This window comes from Acinetobacter sp. YH01007 (assembly GCF_013420425.1).
In the GTDB taxonomy this organism is placed as follows: domain Bacteria; phylum Pseudomonadota; class Gammaproteobacteria; order Pseudomonadales; family Moraxellaceae; genus Acinetobacter; species Acinetobacter towneri.
In genome coordinates this window covers 92,438-117,691 of the sequence record NZ_VOYC01000008.1, presented here as the reverse complement: position 1 = coordinate 117,691, position 25,254 = coordinate 92,438, and the positions used below count along the sequence as shown (strand labels likewise).

General features: G+C 40.9%; 25 protein-coding genes and 1 pseudogene. 16 read left to right on the top strand and 10 right to left on the bottom strand.

The window, feature by feature from the left end; all coding sequences use genetic code 11:
* Positions 1–55 precede the first annotated feature (55 nt).
* Positions 56–1,743, top strand: a pseudogene (locus FTT74_RS06390) (IS66 family transposase).
* 27 nt (positions 1,744–1,770) lie between these two features.
* Here FTT74_RS06390 and FTT74_RS06385 read toward each other — a convergent pair.
* The 3 genes from FTT74_RS06385 to tehB form a co-directional block, all read right to left on the bottom strand.
* Entirely contained in the window at positions 1,771–2,187 is a 417-nt protein-coding gene (locus FTT74_RS06385; protein WP_227592049.1) for a helix-turn-helix domain-containing protein, read from the bottom strand.
* 269 nt (positions 2,188–2,456) lie between these two features.
* A complete protein-coding gene (locus FTT74_RS06380; RefSeq protein WP_131261641.1) occupies positions 2,457–3,704 on the bottom strand; it encodes an integrase family protein in 1,248 nt (415 codons plus the stop codon).
* A 322-nt stretch (positions 3,705–4,026) separates the two neighbouring features.
* The gene (tehB, locus tag FTT74_RS06375; protein WP_179988710.1) at positions 4,027–4,893 is read right to left on the bottom strand and encodes an SAM-dependent methyltransferase TehB; all 867 of its coding nucleotides are present in this window, start codon (positions 4,891–4,893) and stop codon (positions 4,027–4,029) included.
* A gap of 279 nt (positions 4,894–5,172) precedes the next feature.
* Between tehB and FTT74_RS06370 the strand changes: the two genes are divergently transcribed.
* The 6 genes from FTT74_RS06370 to FTT74_RS06345 all read left to right on the top strand — a co-directional run bounded on the left by FTT74_RS06370 (position 5,173) and on the right by FTT74_RS06345 (position 9,589).
* Positions 5,173–5,799, top strand: coding sequence for a 2'-5' RNA ligase family protein (locus tag FTT74_RS06370; protein ID WP_096901204.1), 627 nt, complete (start codon positions 5,173–5,175; stop codon positions 5,797–5,799).
* Positions 5,796–6,317, top strand: coding sequence for a bifunctional adenosylcobinamide kinase/adenosylcobinamide-phosphate guanylyltransferase (gene cobU / locus FTT74_RS06365; protein ID WP_096901203.1), 522 nt, complete (start codon positions 5,796–5,798; stop codon positions 6,315–6,317). The genes FTT74_RS06370 and cobU overlap by 4 nt, the downstream gene beginning before the upstream one ends.
* On the top strand, positions 6,314–7,372 hold the full coding sequence (gene cobT, locus FTT74_RS06360) for a nicotinate-nucleotide--dimethylbenzimidazole phosphoribosyltransferase (protein ID WP_004976913.1): 1,059 nt from the start codon (positions 6,314–6,316) through the stop codon (positions 7,370–7,372). Before cobU ends, cobT begins: the two co-directional genes overlap by 4 nt.
* A complete protein-coding gene (locus FTT74_RS06355; RefSeq protein ID WP_179988711.1) occupies positions 7,369–7,974 on the top strand; it encodes a histidine phosphatase family protein in 606 nt (201 codons plus the stop codon). Before cobT ends, FTT74_RS06355 begins: the two co-directional genes overlap by 4 nt.
* Positions 7,971–8,714, top strand: coding sequence for an adenosylcobinamide-GDP ribazoletransferase (locus FTT74_RS06350; protein ID WP_004976907.1), 744 nt, complete (start codon positions 7,971–7,973; stop codon positions 8,712–8,714). Before FTT74_RS06355 ends, FTT74_RS06350 begins: the two co-directional genes overlap by 4 nt.
* Before the next feature lie 665 nt (positions 8,715–9,379).
* Positions 9,380–9,589: a hypothetical protein gene (locus tag FTT74_RS06345; RefSeq protein ID WP_004976903.1), complete on the top strand. Its 210-nt coding sequence runs from the start codon at positions 9,380–9,382 to the stop codon at positions 9,587–9,589.
* An 85-nt stretch (positions 9,590–9,674) separates the two neighbouring features.
* On the opposite strand, the gene bioB is transcribed toward FTT74_RS06345, so the two are convergent.
* The gene (bioB, locus tag FTT74_RS06340; RefSeq protein ID WP_104851863.1) at positions 9,675–10,667 is read right to left on the bottom strand and encodes a biotin synthase BioB; all 993 of its coding nucleotides are present in this window, start codon (positions 10,665–10,667) and stop codon (positions 9,675–9,677) included.
* 289 nt (positions 10,668–10,956) lie between these two features.
* A complete protein-coding gene (queG, locus tag FTT74_RS06335; protein WP_218947072.1) occupies positions 10,957–12,057 on the bottom strand; it encodes a tRNA epoxyqueuosine(34) reductase QueG in 1,101 nt (366 codons plus the stop codon).
* 21 nt (positions 12,058–12,078) lie between these two features.
* On the opposite strand from queG, the gene FTT74_RS06330 reads away from it, so the two are divergent.
* Positions 12,079–13,599 carry an NAD(P)H-hydrate dehydratase gene (locus FTT74_RS06330; RefSeq protein WP_179988712.1) on the top strand — a complete coding sequence of 507 codons (1,521 nt, stop codon included), beginning with the start codon at positions 12,079–12,081 and terminating at the stop codon, positions 13,597–13,599.
* A gap of 24 nt (positions 13,600–13,623) precedes the next feature.
* On the opposite strand, the gene ruvC is transcribed toward FTT74_RS06330, so the two are convergent.
* A complete protein-coding gene (ruvC, locus tag FTT74_RS06325) occupies positions 13,624–14,169 on the bottom strand; it encodes a crossover junction endodeoxyribonuclease RuvC (protein WP_004976895.1) in 546 nt (181 codons plus the stop codon).
* A 200-nt stretch (positions 14,170–14,369) separates the two neighbouring features.
* On the opposite strand from ruvC, the gene FTT74_RS06320 reads away from it, so the two are divergent.
* The 3 genes from FTT74_RS06320 (at position 14,370) to FTT74_RS06310 (ending at position 16,292) form a co-directional block, all read left to right on the top strand.
* A complete protein-coding gene (locus FTT74_RS06320; RefSeq protein WP_178318391.1) occupies positions 14,370–14,753 on the top strand; it encodes a YkvA family protein in 384 nt (127 codons plus the stop codon).
* 168 nt (positions 14,754–14,921) lie between these two features.
* Complete coding sequence (locus tag FTT74_RS06315; protein WP_179988713.1) at positions 14,922–15,497, top strand: FxsA family protein; 576 nt, start codon at positions 14,922–14,924, stop codon at positions 15,495–15,497.
* Positions 15,498–15,656: 159 nt separating this feature from the next.
* On the top strand, positions 15,657–16,292 hold the full coding sequence (locus tag FTT74_RS06310; protein WP_004976890.1) for a LysE family transporter: 636 nt from the start codon (positions 15,657–15,659) through the stop codon (positions 16,290–16,292).
* A 20-nt stretch (positions 16,293–16,312) separates the two neighbouring features.
* Here FTT74_RS06310 and FTT74_RS06305 read toward each other — a convergent pair whose 3' ends face one another.
* Positions 16,313–16,522: a hypothetical protein gene (locus FTT74_RS06305; RefSeq protein WP_179988714.1), complete on the bottom strand. Its 210-nt coding sequence runs from the start codon at positions 16,520–16,522 to the stop codon at positions 16,313–16,315.
* Between the two features lie 315 nt (positions 16,523–16,837).
* On the opposite strand from FTT74_RS06305, the gene FTT74_RS06300 reads away from it, so the two are divergent.
* Positions 16,838–17,068 (top strand): hypothetical protein, encoded by a 231-nt coding sequence (locus FTT74_RS06300; protein ID WP_372238839.1) that lies wholly within the window; start codon positions 16,838–16,840, stop codon positions 17,066–17,068.
* A gap of 151 nt (positions 17,069–17,219) precedes the next feature.
* On the opposite strand, the gene FTT74_RS06295 is transcribed toward FTT74_RS06300, so the two are convergent.
* Positions 17,220–17,531 (bottom strand): monooxygenase, encoded by a 312-nt coding sequence (locus tag FTT74_RS06295; protein ID WP_004976884.1) that lies wholly within the window; start codon positions 17,529–17,531, stop codon positions 17,220–17,222.
* 158 nt (positions 17,532–17,689) lie between these two features.
* Positions 17,690–18,856 (bottom strand): methionine adenosyltransferase, encoded by a 1,167-nt coding sequence (gene metK, locus FTT74_RS06290; RefSeq protein ID WP_004976883.1) that lies wholly within the window; start codon positions 18,854–18,856, stop codon positions 17,690–17,692.
* 749 nt (positions 18,857–19,605) lie between these two features.
* Between metK and tkt the strand changes: the two genes are divergently transcribed.
* From tkt to FTT74_RS06270, 4 genes are all read left to right on the top strand, one after another.
* Positions 19,606–21,594 carry a transketolase gene (gene tkt, locus FTT74_RS06285; protein ID WP_179988715.1) on the top strand — a complete coding sequence of 663 codons (1,989 nt, stop codon included), beginning with the start codon at positions 19,606–19,608 and terminating at the stop codon, positions 21,592–21,594.
* A gap of 152 nt (positions 21,595–21,746) precedes the next feature.
* Positions 21,747–21,962 carry a hypothetical protein gene (locus FTT74_RS06280; RefSeq protein WP_004976879.1) on the top strand — a complete coding sequence of 72 codons (216 nt, stop codon included), beginning with the start codon at positions 21,747–21,749 and terminating at the stop codon, positions 21,960–21,962.
* Positions 21,963–22,140: 178 nt separating this feature from the next.
* Entirely contained in the window at positions 22,141–22,626 is a 486-nt protein-coding gene (locus FTT74_RS06275) for a GNAT family N-acetyltransferase (RefSeq protein WP_218947074.1), read from the top strand.
* Positions 22,627–22,762: 136 nt separating this feature from the next.
* A complete protein-coding gene (locus tag FTT74_RS06270) occupies positions 22,763–23,347 on the top strand; it encodes a YceI family protein (protein ID WP_004976875.1) in 585 nt (194 codons plus the stop codon).
* 227 nt (positions 23,348–23,574) lie between these two features.
* Here FTT74_RS06270 and FTT74_RS06265 read toward each other — a convergent pair whose 3' ends face one another.
* A complete protein-coding gene (locus tag FTT74_RS06265) occupies positions 23,575–25,086 on the bottom strand; it encodes an aldehyde dehydrogenase family protein (protein ID WP_019837400.1) in 1,512 nt (503 codons plus the stop codon).
* Positions 25,087–25,254: the final 168 nt, after the last annotated feature.

Genomic DNA, 25,254 nt, shown 5'->3' with positions numbered 1-25,254 from the left:
CTATTCTCCAAACGTTCTATTTCATTCTTCTCATGACCTCAGGCATACTGCGGTCATGAATACGCTGCCTGACTTAAGCCAACTGACCCATGAACAACTGCTGGAATTTACCCAGCAGTTGGCGATGCAGCATCAGTCTCTGGCACAATCAAATCAAGAATTAGAAAAATCAAACCAGCAATTAGATTCTAAAGTTCAACATCTGGAAGTATCAAATCAACAATTAGATGCCAAAGTTCAACATCTTGAAGTCACCAATCAGCAATTAGATTCTAAAGTTCAGCATCTTTCTATTCTCAATCAAAAATACGAGCATGAACTGGCGCTGTTTAAACAGCATAAATTCGGCAGTAAAAACGAACATCTCACCGCAAAACAAATCCATCTGTGGGATGAGGCGGTCGAAGAAGATATCGCAGCCGTTGATCTGGAATTAGAACGATTAAATGCAGATAAAACCCATGCAGCGACACAGAAAGCCACAGTCAACAAACCTAAACGTCGACTGCTGCCAGATCATCTACACACCATCCGTATTGAGCATGAACCTGCATCAACCCAATGCAGTTGTGGCTGCCAGTTACGTCGTATCGGCGAAGATATCAGTGAAAAACTGCATTTCAGACCGGCACAGTTCTATAAGGAACAGCATGTACGTGGCAAATGGGTCTGTGATCAGTGCGACACCCTGACTCAGCAAGCGATGCCCGCCTATGTGATTGATAAAGGTATTGCCAGTCCTGAACTGCTCAGCCATGTGCTGGTATCGAAGTATGCCGATCATTTGCCGCTGTACCGTCAGCGCCTGATCTATCAGCGGGCTGGCATTGATCTGTCCAGATCCACGTTATCTGACTGGATTGGTCGCTGCGGTGTGGAACTGGAACCTCTGGCCAATGCCTTAAAACAGGTGGTGCTGCAACAGCGGGTGATCCATGCCGATGAAACGCCGGTCACCATCATGCGGATGGGTGATGATGAGAAAAAACCGAAGAAAGGTTATGTCTGGGCCTATGCCACTACACAGTACAATCCAGTTCAAGCGGTGATCTATGACTTTCAGGATAGCCGTTCAGGTCAGCATGCAGAAGAGTTCCTGAATGGCTGGCAGGGCCATCTGGTCTGTGATGATTACAGTGGTTATAAAGCACGCTTTAAATCAGGCGATGTCATAGAGGTGGGCTGCATGGCGCATGCACGTCGTAAATTCCATGAGCTACATGTGACCGGGAAAAGTCAGATCGCTGAACAGGCATTACTGATGATTCAGAAACTGTATGCGATAGAAGCAGAACTCAGGAAAAAGACCGATGGTACAGCAGAACACCGCCGCGAATACCGACAACAGCACAGCCAACCGGTGATGCAACAACTGTGTGAATGGCTCAACCAACATTATCTGACGGTGCCATCGAGTTCTCCAACCGCCAAGGCCATCAATTACAGTCTGAAGCGTTGGCCAGCCTTAAGCCGCTATCTGGATGATGGCAATCTACCCATTGACAATAACTGGGCAGAGAACTCAATGCGTCCCTGGGCATTGGGCCGTAAGAACTGGTTGTTTGCAGGTTCGCTGCGCAGTGGACAGCGAGAGCAAATATCATGACTTTAATCCAGTCAGCAAAGCTGAATGGGTTGGATCCGTATGCCTATCTCAGTGATGTGCTGAAAAGGCTGCCGACGCATAAAGCGACCCAAATAGAAGAATTACTACCACATCGCTGGAAATCCAACTCAAATTAAAAAATAGGCATGGGGTTCAGCGGACGCTTACACTTGTTTTTTATAACGTTGAGGAATAGGAATAGAACGTTTACGCTGATTTTGGGGTAATCGATTCATACCATGCCGTTTTAAAACATGGTACGCCCCAGCTGCTGAAATTTTAATTTGGTGATAACGCCATAAATACCAACTGATCCGTAGTTGTCCAAAATGATAGTGTTGACGTAAATAAATAATCTTATCTTCAATCACAGCAGGCGTGCGTAGCTTAAGGTTCTGTGGACATGGCTTACTGTTGACTAATCCTATCTCTCCTTTGGATTTATAATTCTTCTTCCAACGATAAAAAGTATTTCGTGAAATACCAAAATATCGACAGGTCAATACAACATTGCCATTTTGTTCAGCATGAGCAAACACTTTTAATTTATGGGCAATTTCCCGTTGGGCTTTTGTACTCAAAATTCAAACTCCTATGACATGAGGTAAAATTTACCAAAATGTCAGTAGAAGTCTCAATTTTCACACATTACTCAATTATCCATTTACTTTGAAGGTCGATTAGATCGATATAATTAAAATGTAGTCAAATTTACTGACATAGATTTTTGAACGCCCTCTTTTGAAGAGCGTGTAACCAAGTATTTTTAAAACTGTATTTACACAGAATTATTTACACCCTTTACCAGTCAATTTCTTAACTGACTGGCATTAGTCCGTATCGAGGTATTTCAATTAATGCCATTTCGCACTTGTTGCAAAATCCAATCCTCATATTCTTGTAGTGTTTCTTGTAGCATATCCATAGGTCGTACGATGTAGTGCCTTTCAACTAATGCACTTGGTTTATGACCTGATATCTGTGCTAAAGATCCTTCATTGATTTTTGCCCAAATAGCTAACGTTTTATATGATCTCCTCAATCCATGGGGAGTAAGTTCAATATTTAGTTTTTTACATATTTTCTCTAAGCTATCGTAAGGATTAACAATATGGCCACATTCAGCGCCCTTACTGCTAAATATGAATTTAGAATCAGAATTTTTCTTTAGTTCTAATAATAAGCTTTCAACATATGCAGTTAGAGGAATTAGGCGACCTTCATCTTCAATTTTATCCCTGACTTTTGCTGTTTTCCAACGAAAATCGACATCTGTCCATTTTAATGAAAGCAGCTCATTCTTTCTGCAACCAGTGATTAAACTACATATCAAAAAAATCGCTATTTTTCTGCTAGTTAACTTATTTACCTCTTCAAACCATGGTTTTAGATGCTGTTTCATCAAACAATCATTCTTGGCTTTTGGGGAAGGGACTTTATCTTTAACTTTTTTTGAGTTGTATGATTTTGGAGGCACTAAGTTTTCATAATCCTCGTGTTCATCACACCAATTCAGGAAAGCTCGTGTAAGTCTGTATGCTTTAGCTGATGTTGTTGGACGGAAGTCATTGTGATCAAGCCAATCGCATAATACATCTGCAGTTAATTCAGAAAGTTTGTACTCAAACAGTTGAAAAATGGGTTGACTGGTATAAACACTATTTTTTTCAGGATCGTAACCACCTCTAGATAATTCGATGTGGTCCTGATAACTTCTTGGTCGCCAATTAGGTTGTCTTGCTTTTAAATATTCAAACCATACATCTTTAAATTTAATAGTTTTGCGTTTTTCTTGTTTTAGCAGTTCTTTATTATCAGCTAAAGCTTTCTTACGCTCGATTAATGGGTCAATCCCTTTGTGGCACATAATCGCCAATTCTTGTGCATATTTACGAGCTTCATCTAATTTCCATACATCAACGTCACCAATTTTGATACGACGGTTTTGAAGACCAATACGGCCTTGGAAAATGTAGCTTTTATTATTTTTAGGTGTAACTTTGACGCCGAATCCTGGTGTTTTCTCATCCCAAAAAAAAGTTGGTTTATTTTTGTCTGAGCAATCAATTTTATCAATAGCAGGTTTTGTTAACTTCATTCTAGTAAGCATCTGGTAAGCAAGTAGTAAGCAAAATCAATATATATTAATCAACAAAAAGAGTTAATAATAAATTATTAAAATTACATAAATATATGATAGTATTGACATTATATTTTTAATTTGTTGATTTTAAATTACTATGTTAACGGACTCATAATCCGTTGGTCGACAGTTCAAGTCTGTCTGGGCCCACCATATAAAACAACCACATAGGTGTACTAATCCTAAGTGGTTTTTTATTTTAAGCTTTATGTACGCAATTGAAATGTAGTCTGTGAGCAGCTCAAAAGCTTATTCATTTAAGATTCCACGTGCACATCTACTTTTTCCTCGCCAACAACGTCGCAAAACGCTGTTTAATGCGATTGCCATCTGCATCTGTGCGGTGCAACTCACCGACATTTTCATTGTATTTCACAATATCCCAATCAGCATAATATGCACTTAACTCACCCGCTTTAAAACTAAAAGGGAAGTCTTGTTGCACGGGGTAATCTTCAGTATCCATCGCGCAAACAATTAAGTTAAAGCCTTGTGGTTTGGTCGCTTGCTGCATGTGCTGAATAAGCGTAGGAATGGTTTCAGGCGCCAAAAACATCATCACCACTGTACAGTTAATGAAGTCATATTCCTCCGTAATTGTGGCATCCTGATTTAAATCCCGCACAGTAGTTTGAATAGATGAAATCTGTTCTGTAGCAATAATTTCATTTAATTTTTGGATACTACTCGGATTCACATCCCAAGCATCCACCTGAAAACCGTTTTGGCTCAAATACAGCGCATTTCGGCCTGTACCACAGCCAACATCCAAAGCTTTACCCACGGTTAACTGTGGAAGTGCCATTAAAATTTCAGAATGTGTTGGGCTTAATTTATATTTTTTAACAAAATAATCTTGAGGCAAACAATAAAAACTAAGCTGGCACTCAATATCATCACTGGCAGATACAATTTTATGCCACGCTTGCGGTTCAATAAATGGTGGTTGATTTTCCACGGAAAAAATATGCTCAGATTGTACTTCACCAGATTCATGCAGCATCGAAAAATGCAATTTGCCTTTTAAAATAGTCAACTTCGCCCATGTGCCGACTTGGGTATTGTGTTGTTTTTTAAACCCTTGTGGAATTGAGTCATGATTCCAAATAGGAAGTTGTTTATAACAGATCAATTCTTGTTGCATCATAAACTCCAGTTATACCGATTCTGATGGGGTAAAGCTTCACAGTAATGTAGTGTCTTGTGTAGATTAGAAAATATCATCTTCATTTCAGCATAACATTGCAGACCTGTTTCAGCCATCTTCTGAATTTTATCCATCTCATTAAAATCAAAATTATTTAAATGATGTAGATGGTTAAAATACCAAACTGAAAAATATTCACCTCAAATTGCATGATTTTCATGTCTATTCAGTTGTGAATGTTTTACCATAAGCTGTTTTAATTCATTGAATTATCCCGTGTTTATTCAAGCCAATCAGTACGTTATTCCAACACAGCAGCATGATTATCCTGAATGGCATCGTGGGCGTGAGCGTTATGTGCTTTGGTATTTAGCTGTTCAACATCCAGCTTTAGAATGTTATTTACAACAATTAAAACAGCAATTTTCAGATGTATTATTTCGCCCAAACACTCGCCAGTTTCATATCACCTTATATATTTGTGGGTTTTATGCAGCAAAAAAGCATTGGGAAGATGACTTTCTCGAGTCACAATTTCAACAACAAGTTCAAGCCTTACAGCAGTTGCAACTAGAGCCTTTTCAACTGAAAGTGGGCGGCATCAATAGTTTTGATAGTGCTTTATTTGTAGAAGTGCAAGATCAATCACAGCAACTGGCGCGTATACGTCAGGCACTTAGCGTAGGCGGGGCTGAAATCGCAGCTTTACAGTATCATCCACATATTACTTTGGGTTTATATCAAACAGCGTGTTCAACCAATTTGATTTTGCAGCGTATTCAAAATCTCCCCGTGCAATATTTCGATTTAGATATCCATCATTTAAATTTTGGTTATTATCAGGCACACACTTTACAAGGTCAGCTATTTAGCACGCATCAATTTCCTTTGGAGCACATGTGATTCAACTTATTTTGGGCGGTGCGCGTTCGGGTAAAAGCCGTATGGCTGAGCAAACCGCGCAGCAACTTGGCAAATCCGTCATTTATGTAGCAACTGCACAAGCGGGCGATGCAGAAATGCAGGCGCGGATTCAGCATCATCAACAACAGCGTCCGCAGACTTGGCAATTGTGCGAAGAGCCTTTGTATTTGGCGGAGCAGTTAAAGATGCTGGATCATCCGAATGCTGTGATTTTAGTAGATTGTCTGACCTTGTGGATGAGTAATTTGTTGATGCAATCTGCAGAAAGCTTTGCCGAACAACAAATTTCAGCATTGCTCGAAGTTTTACCTCAGTTGCAAGCCGATATTATTTTAGTGAGCAATGAAACAGGTTTGGGCGTTGTACCGATGGGCGAAATAACCCGAAAATTTGTCGATGAAACAGGGCGATTACATCAGCAATTGGGACAAATTGCAGACAAAGTGCAGTTCTGTGTCGCAGGTTTTCCAATGCTTTTAAAAGGAGAGAAGAAATGACTTGGTGGTTTGCAGCGTGTCAAAAGCCAAATGAACAGATGAAACAACAGGCAATTGCACGACAACTTCAATTGACCAAACCAACAGGTTCATTGGCAGCATTGGAAAATATTGCGATTCAACTGGCGGCTTTGCAAGGAACAACGCAGCCGAATATTGAACGTCCGTGGATATGTATTTTCGCAGGCGATCATGGCGTGATGGAAGAAAATATTTCCGCCTATCCCCAAGCCGTGACTCGGCAAATGCTACAAAATTTTGCCACAGGTGGGGCATGTATCAGCGTCATCGCCCGACAATATCAGGCGCATTTACAAGTGGTGGATTGCGGCTCGGTCGGGGAAGCGTATGAATATGCAGGAGTAGAGCGGCATTGTATTCGTGCAGGCACAGCGAATTTTGCTAAAACCCGCGCCATGACTGAACAAGCGTGTGCAGATGCGATGGCACTTGGACGTCAAAGTGTGGAAGATGCCATCGCACAGCAGGCCTCGATTTATGTCGCAGGTGAAATGGGTATTGGAAATACCTGTTCGGCATCAGCCTTGTCTTGCTTTTTATTACAAGAACCTGCTGAAGCCTTGACTGGCATAGGCACAGGAATTGACACTGCACAATTGCAACATAAAAAACAGGTGATTGATGCTGCTTTAGCTCTACATCAGAACTATGTGCAAGATGATGCTTTTAAAGCCTTATGTGCAGTTGGTGGATTGGAGGTCGCTGCAATGGTGGGCGCGTATATTCGCTGTGCGCAGTTGGGCTTGCCGATGGTGGTGGATGGTTTTATCAGCAGTGCTGCTGCATTAGTTGCAGTGCGTTTAAATCCTCAAGTCCGAGAATGGATGTTGTTTGGGCATCAATCGGCTGAATATGGACATCGTCGCTTATTAGAAGCATTAGGTGCACAAGCCTTGCTGCATCTAAATTTACGCTTAGGTGAGGGCAGCGGTGCGGGCGCGGCATTGGGCATTATCCAACTGGCCTGTGCCTTGCATAATCAAATGGCGACTTTTGCCGAAGCTGCGGTTATTGGTGAGAAAGTATCTTTATGATCATGCTAGACCTATTAAGACATGGCGAAACAGAATTGGGTCATACTTTGCGTGGCTCAACCGATGATGCTTTGACTTTAAAAGGTTGGCAAGACATGCAGCAGACTTTAAACACGGCAATAGCTACAGGACAGCGATGGGATGTTGTGGCAAGTTCACCTTTACAGCGTTGTCTGCAGGTTGCTCAGACCTTTGCGCAAGCACAGCAATTGCCACTGTATATTGATGCACAATTTCAGGAAATGCATTTTGGTGCATGGGAAGCTATTTCCACTCAAACCTTATATGAACAATACCCTGAAGATTTAGCTAAATTTTGGATGACACCGACCCAATTTAGTCCGCCACAAGCAGAATCTTTGCTAAATTTTCAGCAGCGCGTTTTGCAAGGTCTGTCCGATCTCAACCAATATTTACAACAACTCGAGCAACAACCTAAACGTGTGTTATTGGTCACGCATGGCGGGGTAATTAAATTGCTCAAAGTATTGGCGCAGAAACAACCTTTAGACGATATTTTAAAAATGTCTGCAGCGTTGGGGCAATTGAGTTCATTCCAGTTACATCCCAATGGCAACATTTGCATGCAGGGGCAAACATGACACCTTTTTGGATTGCCTTGCAATTCCTGAGCACTTTTCCTGTTTCTTTAAAACAGATGCCAACTGCAGCGCAAAATGCACAATCACTGCTGTTTTATCCGCTCGTTGGCTTACTAATTGGAGCTGCGCTGTGGGGGATGGCGCATTTATTGCAATTCTTGCCTTTGGTTCTGAGTAGCAGCTTAATTTTAGTGCTCTGGATTTGGCTGACAGGTGGTTTACATTTAGATGGACTGGCTGATACTGCCGATGCATGGGTCGGCGGTTTTGGTGATCCTGAACGTAGCTTAAACATCATGAAAGACCCAAGCAGCGGCCCGATTGGAGTATTGAGCTTACTGATCTGCTGTTTATTAAAATGGTCTGCGTTGTATGTATTGCTCGAACAACAGTATTTGGCATTTTTGCTGTTTGTACCCGTATTGGGACGATTAAGCGCTTTGGTTTTATTTTTAAGCACGCCTTATTTACGTGCCAATGGTTTAGGCACTGCTATTCAGGCACATTTGCCTAAAACAGGCACAAAAATTGTGATCGCATTGACCTTGCTTGCAGGAGTGCTTTGGGGATGGGTGGGTTTGGTGACCGTTCTGACTTTTATCCTTAGCACCTTGTATTTGCGATATAAATTTATGCAGCGTTTAGGTGGAATTACGGGCGATACCGTTGGTGCGAGTATTGAAATAACAGAAAGCATGATGTTATTGGCTATTGCGATTCTTTGGTTTTTAATAAATTAGCTTTTGAGCAGTTTTTCTTGTTTCAAGTGCGCTGAAAATTGAAATAATATAAGCGAATGAATTTACAGCTATTTATGCACTCAATTTCAGCAAGTATGCAGATGAATTTGTCATTTGTCGGAAAGTTCCTAAATTAGATTTGCTATTTTTTTTAAATATGATAATAGTAGTTTATGTCAATCAGCCTTGATGGCATTTGTATCTCAGGATGAGATCACAAACGTGATGTATAAAAATCAAAAGGAATGTCATTTATGATCAAACTGTTAAAGCAAATTTTCTGTATCCATATTTATGAATATGACGCAATGGAAGAAATCGGGGCGCATTTAGAGTGTCGTAAGTGTGGGGATTCTAAGACACAATAATGTTAAGTATTGAATCTGTATTAAAACCAAGTGAGTCTTTATGACTCACTTTTTTATTTTAGGCTAATAGCCTGAATATTTTGCTTAGTCTTGACTGCATGTATAGATTAGACTGCACTTATCCATCTTCAAAACTACATATATCATTCCCACCTCTTTTGGTGGGGAGACTTCTCATGCTGTACGAAGTTTGATTTATACAAGTGCACAATTAAATTTTCTATCCTCCGCACACTTTATCCCACAAGGTATTCCGCTTAAAATTCTGTATCTAGAAATATTGAACTGACCGTATTTATGGCTAAAAACTTTCAAGAAAAAACGTATATTGTAGATGACAATCTAGCAGATACTTTGACGTGGTTGCTGCATCATCAGGACTGTTATGATCGGTTTTATTATGATGCGATTCAGCAACAACTGACGGTAGAACATGCCAACGGGGTAGATATTATTAAAACAGGGCAGTATTTAAATGCCAGTTACGGAATTTTAATCACCTCTTAAAAGCATTGCCGCATAAACTTATTTTGCTGCATAAAAAACAAAGTCCCTTTGCGGGACTTTGTACATTTGGATGGATGCTAAAACTTTAAGCCATTGCCATCGCATCTACCGACAATTCAGAAACCGTTGGTTTAGCACGTTCAGGCACTAAGCCTAACTTTTGGAACAATTGTTTGTCTTTGCCTTCGCCTGCGTTTGGTGTAGTTAAAAGTTTTTCACCTGAGAATAACGAGTTCGCACCTGCCATAAATGCCAATGCCTGATCTGAATCAGACAACGATTCACGCCCTGCAGACAAACGAATATAGCTGTTTGGCATGATAATACGTGCAACTGCAATAGTACGAATCCATTCAATCACATCTAGCTTTTCGACTTCAGCCAGTGGTGTACCTTCAATCGGAACTAACATATTGATTGGCACAGATTCAGGGTGTAACGGTAAAGTCGCCAATTCATGTAACAAACCAATACGGTCTTGGGTATCTTCACCTAAACCGACAATACCGCCACTACACACTTTCATACCTGTTTGACGCACAATATCCAAAGTATTTAAGCGGTCATCAAAGCTACGAGTACTAATGACATTCGGATAATATTCACGCGATGTGTCTAGGTTGTGGTTGTAATAATCCAAACCTGCATCTTTTAAGCGTTCTGCCTGCGATTGGTTTAACATCCCTAAAGTCATGCAAGTTTCTAAGCCTAGAGCTTTGACTTCACGCACCATTTCCAGAACATAGGGCATATCGCGTTCATGCGGATTACGCCAAGCAGCGCCCATACAAAAACGTGAAGAGCCTGAGGCTAATGCTTCTTTGGCTTCCTGAATGACTTTATCAACTGCAATACGTTTTTCAGCTTCAAGCTGTGAATCATAATGCGCAGACTGCGAGCAATATTTGCAATCTTCAGGGCATTTGCCTGTTTTAATAGACAATAAGGTACTGACTTGTACGGTATTGGCAGCAAAATGTTGGCGATGCACACGTTGTGCTTCAAAGACTAAATCCAGAAAAGGCTGTTCATATAACTGCTGAATTTCTTCTCGAGTCCAATCATTGCGTACTGACATAAGTAAAAGTCCATCATCCCTATTATTCATAGTCTGTATCATACACAAATAGTTGGAATCAGAAAGGCATAATCTCCCAATTTCATGGCTAATATTCGACAGTATGGAAACAAAAATATGCAGTCGATTTGGTTGCAAACTTAAGCAATTTTTCTGATATTTCGCTGCAAAATTAAATTTTATGGATTATTATTTTTGCGATGAATTGGTTGCTAAAATTTAGTTATTTGCATAAATTGGCAAGAAAATTGCACTTAAAATATCGTACCATTTGGGTGGTAGTTTTTGTTTAAATTTTAGGCTGTTTAAGCAATTGTTCCTGAATGGCCCAATCCATATGGATTTGCACAATCTCATCATGCTGTGCTCGCGTTTGCTGCAAAGTTTGCAAAATCTGTGCTGAAAATGGGGCATTTCCAAGCCCGATTGCAATATTACGCATAAAACTTTGATAGCCTGTACGACGCAATGGACTACCTTCAGTTTTGGCTAAAAACGTGCTTTCATCCCATTGGCATAAATCTAGCAAGCTGACTTGATCTAAGGCATGTCGAGGGTGAAAATCCTCCACCGTAGTGACTTGTGCAAAGCTATTCCACGGGCAAATCAGTTGGCAATCATCACAACCAAACACCCGATTACCAATACCACGACGTAATTCTTCAGGAATGATACCCTGATATTCAATGGTCAAATAAGCAATACATTTACGCGCATCCAACATATAAGGTTCAACAATGGCCTGCGTTGGACAAATGTCGATGCAGGCTGTGCAAGAACCGCAATGCGAGGTTGCAGGCGGATCAAAAGGCAAATCTAGTGAAGTAAACAACTCGCCCAATACAAAAAAAGATCCAGATTTTTTATGAATCAGTAAGGTATGTTTACCTGTCCAACCCATACCAGCACTTTCTGCCAGTGACTTTTCAAAAATCGGGGCTGAGTCCGCAAAGGGGCGTGATTCAAAATTCCCCACTTTTTCACGAATACGGGTGGCAAGAGTTTTTAGGCGTCCGCGCATGACTTTGTGATAATCGCGCCCACGTGCATAACGGGCAATAATTGCAGAATTAGGTGCATCGGGAATATGTCGTGGACGTGGTGTTTCCACCAAATAATTCATGCGCACACAAATAATGCTTTTTGTATTCGGCACTAACAGGGTGGGATTGGCGCGCTTGTCTAAATTTTCTTCTAGAAACTTCATATCGCCATGATAGCCACGTTTTAAATATTCCTGAAAACGTGCTGATTCTGCTTGAGCATCTGGTTTGGCAATGACACAATCAGCAAAACCAAGCGCCAAAGCTTGAGCTTTAATCCACACTTTCAAGGCGGCTGGATCGTCTTGATGCAGAGAAATATGTGCTGAAGTAGTGGATGTTGCCATAACAAAATAGAAGGGAAGAAAATGCCGCAGCAAGTTTACCATAGCCCTGTTTATCATAGCCAAAGTATTCAAGCGTGGGAGCAGCGCTGGTTTTCCCGTCAAAATAGTTCTTACGGTTTAATGCAGCAAGTGGCGTGGACACTGCATTTACAAATTCGCAAAATTTTTGCAAAACAGCCATCTACAATACAAAAAATTGCCGTGTGTTGTGGACAAGGCAATAACGCAGGTGATGGCTATTTAACTGCAAAATATTTAAAACAAGCAGGTTTTCAAGTCGATATTTATGCCGAAACACGCGGTTCATCGGCAGATTTACATCAGGCTTTTTTAGAAGCTCAGGCAGAACAAGTCAATATAATTCAAGGTTTTGAATTTCAACAAAGTTATGACTGCTATATTGATGCATTATTTGGTATTGGTTTAGATCGTCCTTTAAATGATGAGTGGCAGTCGATTATTCACGCAATGAATCAACAAGCGGGTTTAAAAATTGCGGTTGATATTCCAAGCGGTTTAAATGCCAACACGGGGCAGCCATTGCCATGTGCAATTAAAGCCGATTACACCTTTACAGCTTTGGGTTTGAAAGCAGGCTTATTTACAGGGCAGGCACAGGAATATACTGGACTGGTCGATGTGCTGGATTTGATTCCAGCCGATGCAGAACTCAAAGTTTTGGCACAACTCACACCCCATACGATTCAATTACCCGCACGGCAGGCTTTTGGACACAAAGGCAGTTATGGGCATGTGTTGATTGTGGGCGGACATGCGCAAATGGGTGGTGCGGTGATGATGGCTGCAGAAGCCGCATCAAGCGCAGGTGCAGGGAAAGTGACTGTGGTCTGTCATGCCAAACATCATGTGGCGATATTAAGCCGTGCGCCGAATTTAATGTTGCGGGATATAGACGCACTGACAGGCGCAGAAATTCAGCACTTAATTTCACAGGTCGATGCCGTGAGTTTAGGGATGGGACTAGGACGAGATGCTTGGGCAGAACAGCATTATGCAGACTGGTTTGCCGCACTAAATCAGTCCGAGGTAGAAGTAGTTTACGATGCCGATGCCTTGTGGTTTTTGGCGAAACAAGCGCATTCATCGCATCATCCAGCCCAACTAAAACCGAACAGTTATGCCACACCACATTCAGGTGAGGCTGCGACCTTGCTCAATACTACGGTTGCAGCCATTGAAGCAGACCGTATTGCCGCGATTCAGCAATTGCAGCAACGCTATGCAGGCGATTGGGTGTTAAAAGGTTCAGGTAGTTTGACTTTGCAAGCTGCATCTACAGAACCGCAAGCTACCTCTTTGTGGATTTGTACCGCAGGCAATCCTGGTATGGGTACAGGTGGTATGGGCGATGTGTTGGCAGGCATGATTGCCAGTTTAAAAGCCCAGTTTCATCATAAAATTCAATTGCATGAAATTGTCATGTTACATGCCTTGGCGGGGGATGTATTGGCACAGCAGGGCATGCGCGGTTTACAGGCACAGCACATGAGCCAAGCGATTTATCAGGTTGTGAATCGGTAAAATATAAGCGATGGCGATGCTGATTTAGCGACGTCTGGAGCTTGAACGACTACGTCCGCGTGCCATACCACCCAAGGCATTGAGCACAGCCAATTTGGTCATACTGCCTGATGCATGAGCATGGCAAATTGCAGCAGCCAAAGCATCGGCAGCATCTTGTTGTGGTTTAATGGATAGATTTAATAGTTTCATGACCATCATTTGTACTTGTTCTTTATCGGCAGCGCCATAACCCACGACAGATTGTTTAATTTGACGGGCGGTATATTCCGCCACTTGTAAATCTAAATTCACCAAAGCGGCAATCGCTGCACCACGAGCCTGTCCCAATTTCAAGGCAGAGTCTGGGTTTTGCGCCATAAACACTTGTTCAACTGCAGCTTCAGTCGGGCCGTGAAATTTCACAATCCGTTCAATCCCTGCAAAAATCCGTTTTAAGCGTTCAGGCATTTCACTGGTTTCGGTGCGAATGGTTCCTGCATCTACAAAACGTAATTTAGCGCCATCACGTTCAATAATGCCGTAGCCCGTTAGACGAGAACCAGGGTCGATTCCAATAATAAGTGACATGCCAAGCCTTAAAAAATTACATCAAGTTGAATTATAGGAGTTTAAATCTCTTTTGTGTGGAGTAATTTCAAAACATTCGGTCAGTAAGCTGCTGTTTAAACCATTGGAATGTATCCCACGCCACATTTTCAATTTTGGACTTCATTTTATTTTAAGTTTTGAGGTGTATATTTTATATACGGTAGCAAATGAGAGTGGCAATGAAGTGGATTGATAGGCTAAAACAGTGGGCGAAGCAAATTAAACGAAATGTTTATGCGGTTTGGTTTGTCGCACGTGATCCTGAAACGCCGTTTATGGCAAAGCTTTTGGCATTGTTGGTCGCTGCTTATGCCATTTCTCCCATTGATTTAATTCCAGACTTTATACCTGTTTTGGGTTATTTAGATGACCTGATTTTAGTGCCATTGGGCATCATGTTGGTATTGCGTTTAGTACCTGCTGAAGTAATGCAGCGTTGTCGCTTACAAGCCGATGCGATCAGTCAAAAACCGAGCAGTTATATTGCAGCATCAGTTTTTATTGCGTTGTGGTTATTATTGGCTTATGCCGCATATTTTTATCTTTATCGTTTAAATATATAGACGTATTAAGTCTGTTATTGGGTGATGATGAAAATATTAATGACAGACTTAACCTTTAAAAATACAATAATGCCCATATTGAAACAACAGCGAATCAAAAAAGCTTGATCCCGATGAAGCACTTGGTTACTGCATTTTATTTATTTTGTTGAGATTAGATTAATTTTCATGAAATTATTTCTTATTGTTCTAATTGGCTTAGTTCTTGAAGTCTTCGTCTGGATTGGTGTGGGCGACCTAGTGGGGAGCATGTGGTACGTGTTCTTTTGGTTTGTCGCTGCTTTCTTCATTGGTTTGAACCTGATTCGTAAATATTCTGCAGGCGTGATGCCACAAATGCAGCAAATGCAAATGGGGCAGATGAGTGCCGATCTTGCGCTGAGCAATAATTTACCTAAAATTTTTGCGGGTTTTTTATTGATGATTCCAGGATTAATTAGCGATGTTTTGGCATTGCTGGTGATGATTCCTGCCGTACAAAATGCCTTTAAAGCGGCAATGATGAAAGCCATGATGAAACGTCAGCAAGCCATGATGGATCAAATGATGGGTGGCATGATGGGCGATATGAATGGCATGGGCGGAGCAGGTCAAAACCCGTTTGCAGATTTAATGCGCCAAATGCAAGACATGCAAAATCAGCAGGGTGGTGGTCGTGATTCCAGTATTATTGATGGTGAAGCACGTGAAATTACCCCCGATGCGAAAAAAATTGAAATGAAAGATGTCAATCCACCTAAATAATATAGGTGATGCTTGATATCAAACCGAATCGTGCTGATTCGGTTTTTTTTATGTGTGTTTTTGGGTAAATATTCAAATATTGAGAGGCCTATTTTAAAGCCTTATTTATTCTCTTGCTGCACAAGGTATAATCGGACTTTCAATTCTCCTAATGTATTTATGTCTTTGTTATTCACCATTTGTTCGCTGCATTTTGTGGCACAGCTTAGCCCAGGCCCAGATGTTTTATTAATTGCCAAAAGTGCAGCCAGCAATACCCGTCGTAATACCTTGCAGATTATTGCGGGCATTTCATCGGGGATTGTGGTGTGGGTAGTGCTGACCCTATTGGGTTTTACGGTTTTGGTGCAGCAGTTTCCTTGGATTCAGCAAGTCTTAATGCTGATTGGCGGTTTATTTCTTGCCAAAATGGGATGGGGTATGTTGTCGGGTGGTTGGCATAGTTGGCAGCAGCGTAAACAGTTTGATGATACTCAAGTGCAAATTCCAGCCGCAAAAAACTACTTTTTATTGGGTCTATTCACCAATTTATCTAATCCGAAAACCTTAATTTATTTTAGCAGCGTATTTGCTTTGGCGCTGAGTTCATCGGCAAGTGCATCTTTAAAAGCCCAATTGGCAGTGATTATTCCAATCCAAACTTTTGTGACATTTACATTATTTATGTTGCTACTTTCGACACCAAAAATGAAAAAGTTATATCAGCGTTCAGGCAGTTATATTGATATGGTCTCGGGCGGATTATTTTTATTGTTTGCTGTGTGGTTGTGGTTAGATGCACTACGTATGTTTTAAAACATAAGTTTTAATGTCAATTAATCAGACGCTTTGATGTCGTCAAAAGCCAAGTTTGACGATTTTTTATTCGGAATTTCGGTTTTAGTCGTGTTTTCAGTTTTATCTAAATTATTGGGTTGATAAGTACGGTTTGATCGCAAAGTTGCTTCGGTATTTTCCGAACCTTGATATTTACGGCTACGGTTGGCACGTTCACGCAAGCCACCTTTTTTAATGAGTTGCACCACTTTAACTTTACTCCGTGTAATAAAAAAATATGTGCTGAAAGCCAAGCTTGAGTCTAAACTTCAAGTAATCGAGCATGCAGAATTTTAGCATGGCATACCTATTTTAGATGGATAAAGTGACTGTTTATTCAAAAATACGATTTGCGCGAATAGCAGAACTTTGACATTCTAATTCACAAGCGATTGTGTCAGTTAAATCATCCAAAGGATGCAGGCTACAAAGTGTCACAGTTGCTTAAACAAAATTACACTGCATCAGGGTAGATGGTGTAACAATAAAAACAAGAATTACAGTGAAGTAGGAGAATACCTATGCTGTATCATCAGTATCGTTGCGCATGTTGCAATCGGGTGGTGGAATCATCAGAAAAAGAATGTGGTACTTGTGGTTCACACAATATTCGTAGTCCTTATGGTTTCTGGTTATTCTGTATTTTGGCATGCTTGGCAGCAGCCGTTGTGTTTAAAGTCGTGCATGTTTATTTGCAAGATCATCAAGAAGTGCCCGTGCAACAATCGGTGCTTGAGGTGATTCGTACGCAATAAGTGCTGCATCCAAGCTTAACGCTTATTTCGTCTATACAAGATTTCAAAAATCCTGAATCATTAAATGGCTCAGGATTTTATTCAACTGTTTTTTCAATATTGAAGAGACTCACCATTTTATTCTTCAATATGGATGAGCAATTTAAAAAGATTAGCGACTTAAGAAGTCAGCTTGGTTGATTGCAGACAGTGCAGCATTCACCTCAAAAATCTTGCCACGAATATTCTTCACGCCAAAACTTTCTAAACGTGCAGTGTGCATTTTTAAATAGCGTTCAGCATTGGCCGCATGATCAAACAGATAGATTCCACCGGCTTCCTGTGTTTGACTGTTCTCAGTCCAAATTTTCCAAAGCATGCCAGTTTCTAGGTTAATGCTTTCTGCAAGTTCACGGTACGCTTGGCTCATGCTTTCGCCAAATGGGCCTTCAGAAGGGAAATCGACTTGAAGAATAACCGCCATAATAAACTCCTACATCATTATCTTAGATGAGAATTTAAAAAATCTCAGGAATGATTCACTATAACATATTCGTATTTTGTATATTGTGGTTTGACAGCTAAATTTTAGGCATAAAAAAGCCCACCGAAGTGAGCTTGATAAAACTGAAAAGTTTTACATTACAGACCTGCAGAGGCTTTTAATGCTTCAACTTTGTCGGTTTTTTCCCATGTAAATGCAGTGTCAGAACCTTGACGACCAAAGTGGCCATAAGCTGCAGTCTGTTTATACATTGGTTGTAACAGGTTCAACATGTTGGTAATGCCGTATGGACGTAAATCGAAGTGTTCACGTACTAAAGCAATAATCAACTCATCTGCCACTTTTGCAGTGTTGAAGGTGTTGATTGAAATTGACGTTGGCTCTGCAACACCAATAGCATAAGACACCTGAATTTCACATTTGTCTGCCAAGCCAGCTGCCACAATATTCTTTGCAACATAACGACCTGCGTAAGCAGCAGAACGGTCAACTTTAGATGGGTCTTTACCAGAGAATGCACCGCCACCATGACGTGCCATGCCGCCGTAAGTATCGACAATGATTTTACGACCAGTTAAACCGCAGTCACCGACAGGGCCGCCAATCACAAACATACCTGTTGGGTTGATGTGGAATTTGGTGTCTGCATGGAACATTTCTGCAGGAATCACTTTTTTCACAATTTCTTCAATTACCGCTTCTTTAAGCTGAATTTGCGAAATTTCAGGATCGTGCTGAGTAGATAACACCACCGCGTCCAAACGTACAGGCACACCATTTTCATAAGCAAAAGTCACCTGACTTTTTGCATCTGGGCGTAACCACGGCAAAGCACCACTGCGACGTAATTCAGCTTGCTTTTCCATTAAGCGGTGTGCGTAAGAAATTGGGGCAGGCATTAATACATCAGTTTCACGGCTGGCGTAACCAAACATCAAACCTTGGTCACCTGCGCCTTGATCTTCAGGCTTTTGACGGTCTACACCTTGTGCAATTTCAGGTGATTGTTTACCAATCATGTTAATGACCGCACAGGTTGAACCATCAAAACCTAAGTCAGAATGATGGTAACCAATGCCATTTACGGTTTGACGAACAACGGCTTCAAAATCGACATTTGCAGTTGTTGTGATTTCACCTGCCAGTACAACCGCACCCGTTTTTACAAGCGTTTCACAAGCAACCCGCGCATAAGGGTCTTCTTTTAAGATTGCATCCAAAATGGCATCACTGATTTGGTCAGCCATTTTATCTGGATGGCCTTCGCTTACAGATTCCGAGGTAAATACAGCGTACTCGCGCATAAGTCCTATCACAGTTAAATTCAAAAGACGCAATATGTTACATCGAGTTAGACTTTAGGACTAGCGCATTACGACTAAATTGGCTGAATTTATTTCAATTCAATGACTTTTTATCGCATATCTTTAGCTAAAAAATAGATAAAGTATCGGTATGACTATATTGTGACTCAAAAATATTCATGTTGGCTAAAGTATGCTGTCATAATTTTAAACTAAGGAGCACCTTGTTTTTAAGTGGTGAATCATTTTTAAAAACAATATTGTAGATGGGTAATTTAAAGACTTTGAATTGACTTTATCTGCATCAAGCTGCATTTTCAAAAGCTGTTTTAAAATTTTGGACGATGGCTGTGATTCAATTTATTGTGTGAAAAGTGAATAAAATTCAAGATGTGTTAAAATCTGTCTATTATTTCTACAGAATACTGTTGTGTTTTAACTTGTTGCTAGGCATTTGATTGGAGTTGCTGCAAGAGCGACATCACAATTCCATCCTGCGTCTATAAATTGAAATATCTATACTTTAGAATTTTGCCAAGAATAGAGCTTAACACGGCAATTAGCTATTTTCTTGTTGTTATAAACGTGAAAACGTCTTTGAATTTGCACGAAAAATACCCTGAATGGGAATTAATGCGGAAATATTGTTGCATAGGCTTTACCCCTCAGGCGTTTTTTTGAGAGAATAGCGGCTGTTTTGAATTCTATTCATCTTCTTCTATTTAACGATTTTTTGTGGACTCTGACCTATGACGACCCCGCTTAACGAACGTCGTATTGCAAACGCAATTCGTGTATTGGCAATGGATGCTGTGCAAAAAGCAAATTCAGGACATCCAGGTGCACCGATGGGGATGGCAGATATTGCCGATGTGGTGTGGCGTGAATTTTTGAATCACAACCCAACCAATCCACAATGGGCAAACCGCGACCGTTTTGTATTGTCTAATGGTCATGGTTCAATGTTGCAATATGCGTTGTTGCATTTAACAGGTTATGATCTTTCAATCGAAGATTTAAAAGCGTTCCGTCAGTTACACTCTAAAACACCTGGCCACCCAGAATTGGGTTATGCACCAGGGATTGAAACCACCACTGGTCCACTCGGTCAGGGGATTGCAAATGCTGTTGGTTTTGCTTTAGCAGAAAAAACACTGGCTGCACAATTTAATAAAGAAGATATTCAGGTTGTAGACCATTTCACTTACTGTTTCTTGGGTGATGGTTGCTTAATGGAAGGTGTTTCACACGAAGCATGTTCATTGGCAGGTACTTTAGGTTTAGGCAAGCTGGTTGTTTATTATGATGACAACGGCATTTCTATTGATGGTGAAGTAGAAGGCTGGTTCTCTGACGATACCGAACAACGTTTCTTATCTTACGGCTGGCAAGTCTTAAAAGTTGATGGTCACGATGCCGATGCAATTCGTGCTGCAACGGTTGAAGCAAAAGCTGAAACGCAAAAACCGACTATTATTATTTGTAAAACTGTTATTGGTTTAGGTTCGCCAAACAAACAAGGTAAAGAAGACTGTCACGGTGCGCCATTAGGCCATGATGAAATCGCTTTGACGCGTCAAGCATTAGGCTGGACAGATGAAGCATTTGTTATTCCTGAAGATGTATATGCCGCTTGGGATGCTAAAGCGAAAGGTGCAGAAGCAGAAGCAGCATGGAATACAACTTTTGATGCCTATGCAGCAAAATATCCAACGGAAGCTGCAGAACTTAAACGCCGTTTAAGCGGTGAACTACCTGCAGAATTCATCGCGCAGGCAGATGCGTTTATTGCTGAAACCAATGCTAAAGCTGAAACTATTGCAACGCGTAAAGCCAGCCAAAATACTTTGCAAGCATTTGGCCCATTATTGCCTGAATTATTGGGTGGTTCTGCAGACTTGGCAGGTTCAAACTTAACCCTTTGGAAGGGTTGCCAAGGCGTTCAGGACAATGCAGCAGGGAACTACGTGCATTATGGCGTACGTGAGTTTGGTATGACTGCTATTGCAAATGGTGTAGCACTTCACGGTGGTTTCATTCCTTACGTTGCAACATTCTTAATGTTTATGGAATATGCGCGTAATGCCGTGCGTATGTCTGCATTAATGAAGCAACGTGTGATTCATGTGTATACCCACGACTCGATTGGTTTGGGTGAAGATGGTCCAACACACCAACCGATTGAACAAATTGCATCTTTACGTGGTACGCCAAACTTAAATACATGGCGTCCTGCAGATACCGTTGAAGCGGCTATTTCTTGGAAATCTGCATTAGTACGCAGCGAAGGTCCAACTGCTTTAATTTTCTCACGTCAAAACTTGCCATTCCAAACTCGTACTCAAGCGCAAATTGAGAACGTGGCAAAAGGTGGTTATGTCTTGGCTGAAGAAAAAGGTGAATTGAAAGCCATTATTATTGCAACAGGTTCAGAAGTGGGCTTGGCAATGGAAGCATACGCGCAGCTTGAAGGTGTACGTGTTGTGTCTATGCCGTGTGCAGAAGAATTTGTGAAGCAAGATGCAGCATATCGTGAAGCGGTATTGCCATCACATATTCGTGCACGTGTTGCGGTTGAAGCAGCGCATGTAGACTACTGGTGGAAGTTTGTCGGCTTAGACGGTAAAGTTATTGGTATGACAACTTATGGTGAATCTGCACCTGCAAAAGACTTGTATCAGTACTTTGGCATTACCACTGAAGCGGTTATTGCTGCAGTAAAAGAATTAACAGCTTAATTTTTTAATCCAGTGTTTTTAAAGGCGTTCCTGCAAAGGGACGTCTTTTATTTTTGCATATTTGTTTGGTATTCGATGTGATGATCCAACAAATTTTGTCAGTGTAAGTCAGGTTTGTGAATAAACCTCTGTGTAATTGAGTGAGATGAGAAATGAGTTTGTACGAGCAAATTAATGATGAAGTCACTTTAATGGATGCGGGTGAGCAAAAGTGGATTGGACAAGATTTACCACTTGAAGCTATGGTGGCGGTAGAGTTGTTGTTACAGGATTTGGCTGAAGATCAGCAAATCAAAATTCGCCGTAAGAACCATGAAAAGCAATCAGGCTTAAAGCAGGTTGATCGTATTTTGATTGAGAAGCTTTAATCTATTGCGATGAATACGGTGCATTAAAAGGTGTATCGTCAAAAACAGCTTTATTCTATGCGTAGGGTAAAGCTTTTTTATTGCTGAAAAATAGTGTATAAAATAGCCTAAGCATAATATGAATTGTGCATAATTAGTAAAATGATTCGATGCAAAAATAATCAGGCAACATCAAAGCTTGCAGACAACTATATTAGATCGTCAATTTAAGCACATCGACATTGTAGCGTTAAGTGAAATCCAATTTGAGCAATGGCAACCACTTTGGCAGGGTTATCAGCAATTTTATCAGGTGCAATTAAGTGATGAGGTTACGCAAAATACGTGGTCAAAACTAATTAATCCACACAGTACGCATATTTATGGTTTTGCTGCCGTATATCAAACTCAAGTTGTGGCAATTGTGCATGTAATTGAACATGACAGTTGTTGGACGCTTAAACCTTATGCCTATTTGCAAGATTTATATACCTTGCCTGAGTACAGAGGGATGGGAATTGCTCAGCAGCTTATTCAGCAGGTGAATCAAACAGCGCAACAGCGTGAATGTGATCGGGTATATTGGCTGACTCATGAAGATAATTTACAGGCACGGCAGTTGTATGATCGTGTCGCAAAAAGAACAGGTTTTATTCAATATCGCAGCCCTGCAACAGCGATGTAAAACGCGCATGCATATTTTTACAAATTTATCGTTTCAGTCATGCAACATACTGTTTTATCTTTAATCCTGTATTTGCAGCAAAAATCTATAAACTAAACCTCATTGAAACGTATCAACACTTTTAGAGATGAACAATATGAACATGAAATCAATTGCTTTAGGTTTGGCTATCGCGTCTGCAGCAACAATGACAATGGCTAAACCAGTGGCTTATCAAATTGACCCAACGCATACTGCTACTGTATTTACTTGGGATCACTTCGGTTTTTCTACGCCATCAGGTAACTTCTCAGACATTCAAGGTACTATCAACATTGATGAGAAAAAACCTGCTAACTCATCTGTGAATGTGACGATTCCATTAAGTAGCATCAACACCAACGTAAAAGCTTTAGATGAGCACTTAATGGCAGCAGATTGGTTTGATGCAGCAAAATATCCAACCATTACTTTTAAAAGTACCAAAGTTGAAACTCAAGACAAGAAAAACTTTAAAATCACAGGTGATTTAACAGTTAAAGGTGTAACTAAGCCAGTGGTACTTGACGCAGTATTGAACAAACAAGGTCCACACCCAATGACTCAGGCAGCGACTGTTGGTTTTAATGCAACAACATCATTCAACCGTTCTGCATTTGGTATCGCAAGCTATGTACCAAACGTAGGTGATAAAATTACTGTCAACATCACTACAGAAGCGTCTGTAGCTGCTAAAAAATAAGTAGTAATGATTTGATCAAAAAGCATCATTTTAAAAATGGTGCTTTTTTATGTCTGTGATTTTTATCCATGATTTTAATGTCAGCAACTTGAGGTCTATGGCTTTAAAATCTGTTTGGATGAATGGCTTTTTTATTTTACTTTTTGTCCATTCGTATATCCAAAACATAAAAAATGCGAACCGAAGTTCGCATTTTCATTCATCATGTTAAGGTTGAATTAACCAACTTAGAAGAAGCCCGCAGGTTTAGTTGAATAGCTCACCAACAAGTTTTTGGTTTGTTGATAATGCTCTAACATCATCTTGTGGTTTTCACGGCCAATACCTGATTTTTTATAACCACCGAAAGCTGCATGCGCAGGGTAAATGTGATAACAGTTCGTCCAAACGCGACCCGACTGAATAGCACGACCTGCACGGTAAGAAGTGTGTGCAGAACGTGACCAAACACCTGCCCCTAAACCGTAAATGGTGTCATTGGCAATTTTAATGGCTTCATCGAAGTCTTTAAATGTGGTCACAGAAAGCACTGGGCCGAAAATCTCTTCTTGGAAAATTTTCATGTCGTTGGTGCCTTTGAAAATTGTCGGCTCAATATAGAAACCGCTGCCAACTTCATGACGCTCACCACCACCTGTTAACACTTGTGCACCTTCGGCACGACCTGTCGCAATACAACCCAAGATTTTGTCCTGTTGTTCTTGCGATGCTTGCGCACCAATCATCGTTTCAGTATCAAGCGGGTGACCTGTTTTAATACGTTTAACACGTTCAATGGCTTTTTCAAGGAAACGGTCAGCAATACTTTCCTGCACGAGCGCACGCGATGGACAAGTACAAATTTCACCCTGATTCAGCGCGAACATAGCAAAGCCTTCGAGTGCTTTGTCTAGGTAGTCGTCTTCTTGCGCCATAACATCTTCAAAGAAAAGATTTGGAGATTTACCACCAAGCTCCAAAGTCACTGGAATGATGTTTTCAGTGGCGTATTGCATGATCAATTGACCGACCTGAGTCGAACCTGTGAATGCAATTTTGGCAATACGTGGATTGGTTGCCAATGGGCGACCAACTTCTACGCCGTAACCATTGACTACGTTTAGTACGCCTGCAGGCAATAGATCTTGAATGAGTTCGACTAAAACTAAAATGCTGGCAGGGGTTTGTTCTGCAGGTTTAAGTACAATACAGTTACCCGCAGCCAAAGCAGGTGCAAGTTTCCATGTTGCCATTAAAATAGGGAAGTTCCATGGAATAATTTGCCCTACAACGCCCAATGGCTCATGGAAATGATAGGCAATGGTATCTTCATCAATTTCAGAAATTCCGCCTTCTTGGGCACGAATACAGCCCGCAAAATAACGGAAATGGTCAATCGCCAAAGGAATGTCGGCAGCCAATGTTTCACGAACAGGCTTACCATTATCCCAAGTTTCGGCAACCGCCAGTAATTCTAGATTTTGTTCTAAACGATCTGCAATTTTTAACAGAATATTAGAACGAGTAGTTGGAGATGAACTGTTCCATTGAGCTTTGGCTTTGTGTGCAGCATCTAAAGCCAGTTCAATATCTTCTGCAGATGAGCGTGGGACTTTGGTAAATACTTTGCCATCTACAGGAGAGATATTTTCAAAGTATTCGCCTTTGACTGGTGCTACCCACTCGCCACCAATAAAGTTTTCGTATTGTGCTTTAAATTGAACTTTTGAACCGGGTTGATTGGGATCTACGTAACGCATAATTCACTTCCTTTGATGGTTTTTTATAATCTGCCGTCTCTTTACCGTTTAGAATAATCCTATGTCTAAAATCAGTTTAAATTTACGGCTAAGGTATAAGGTACTTTGGTACGCTATTTGTTTAGCATACCAATATAAGGTTGGAAAAAGGTTGGAAAGTTGCAGGTT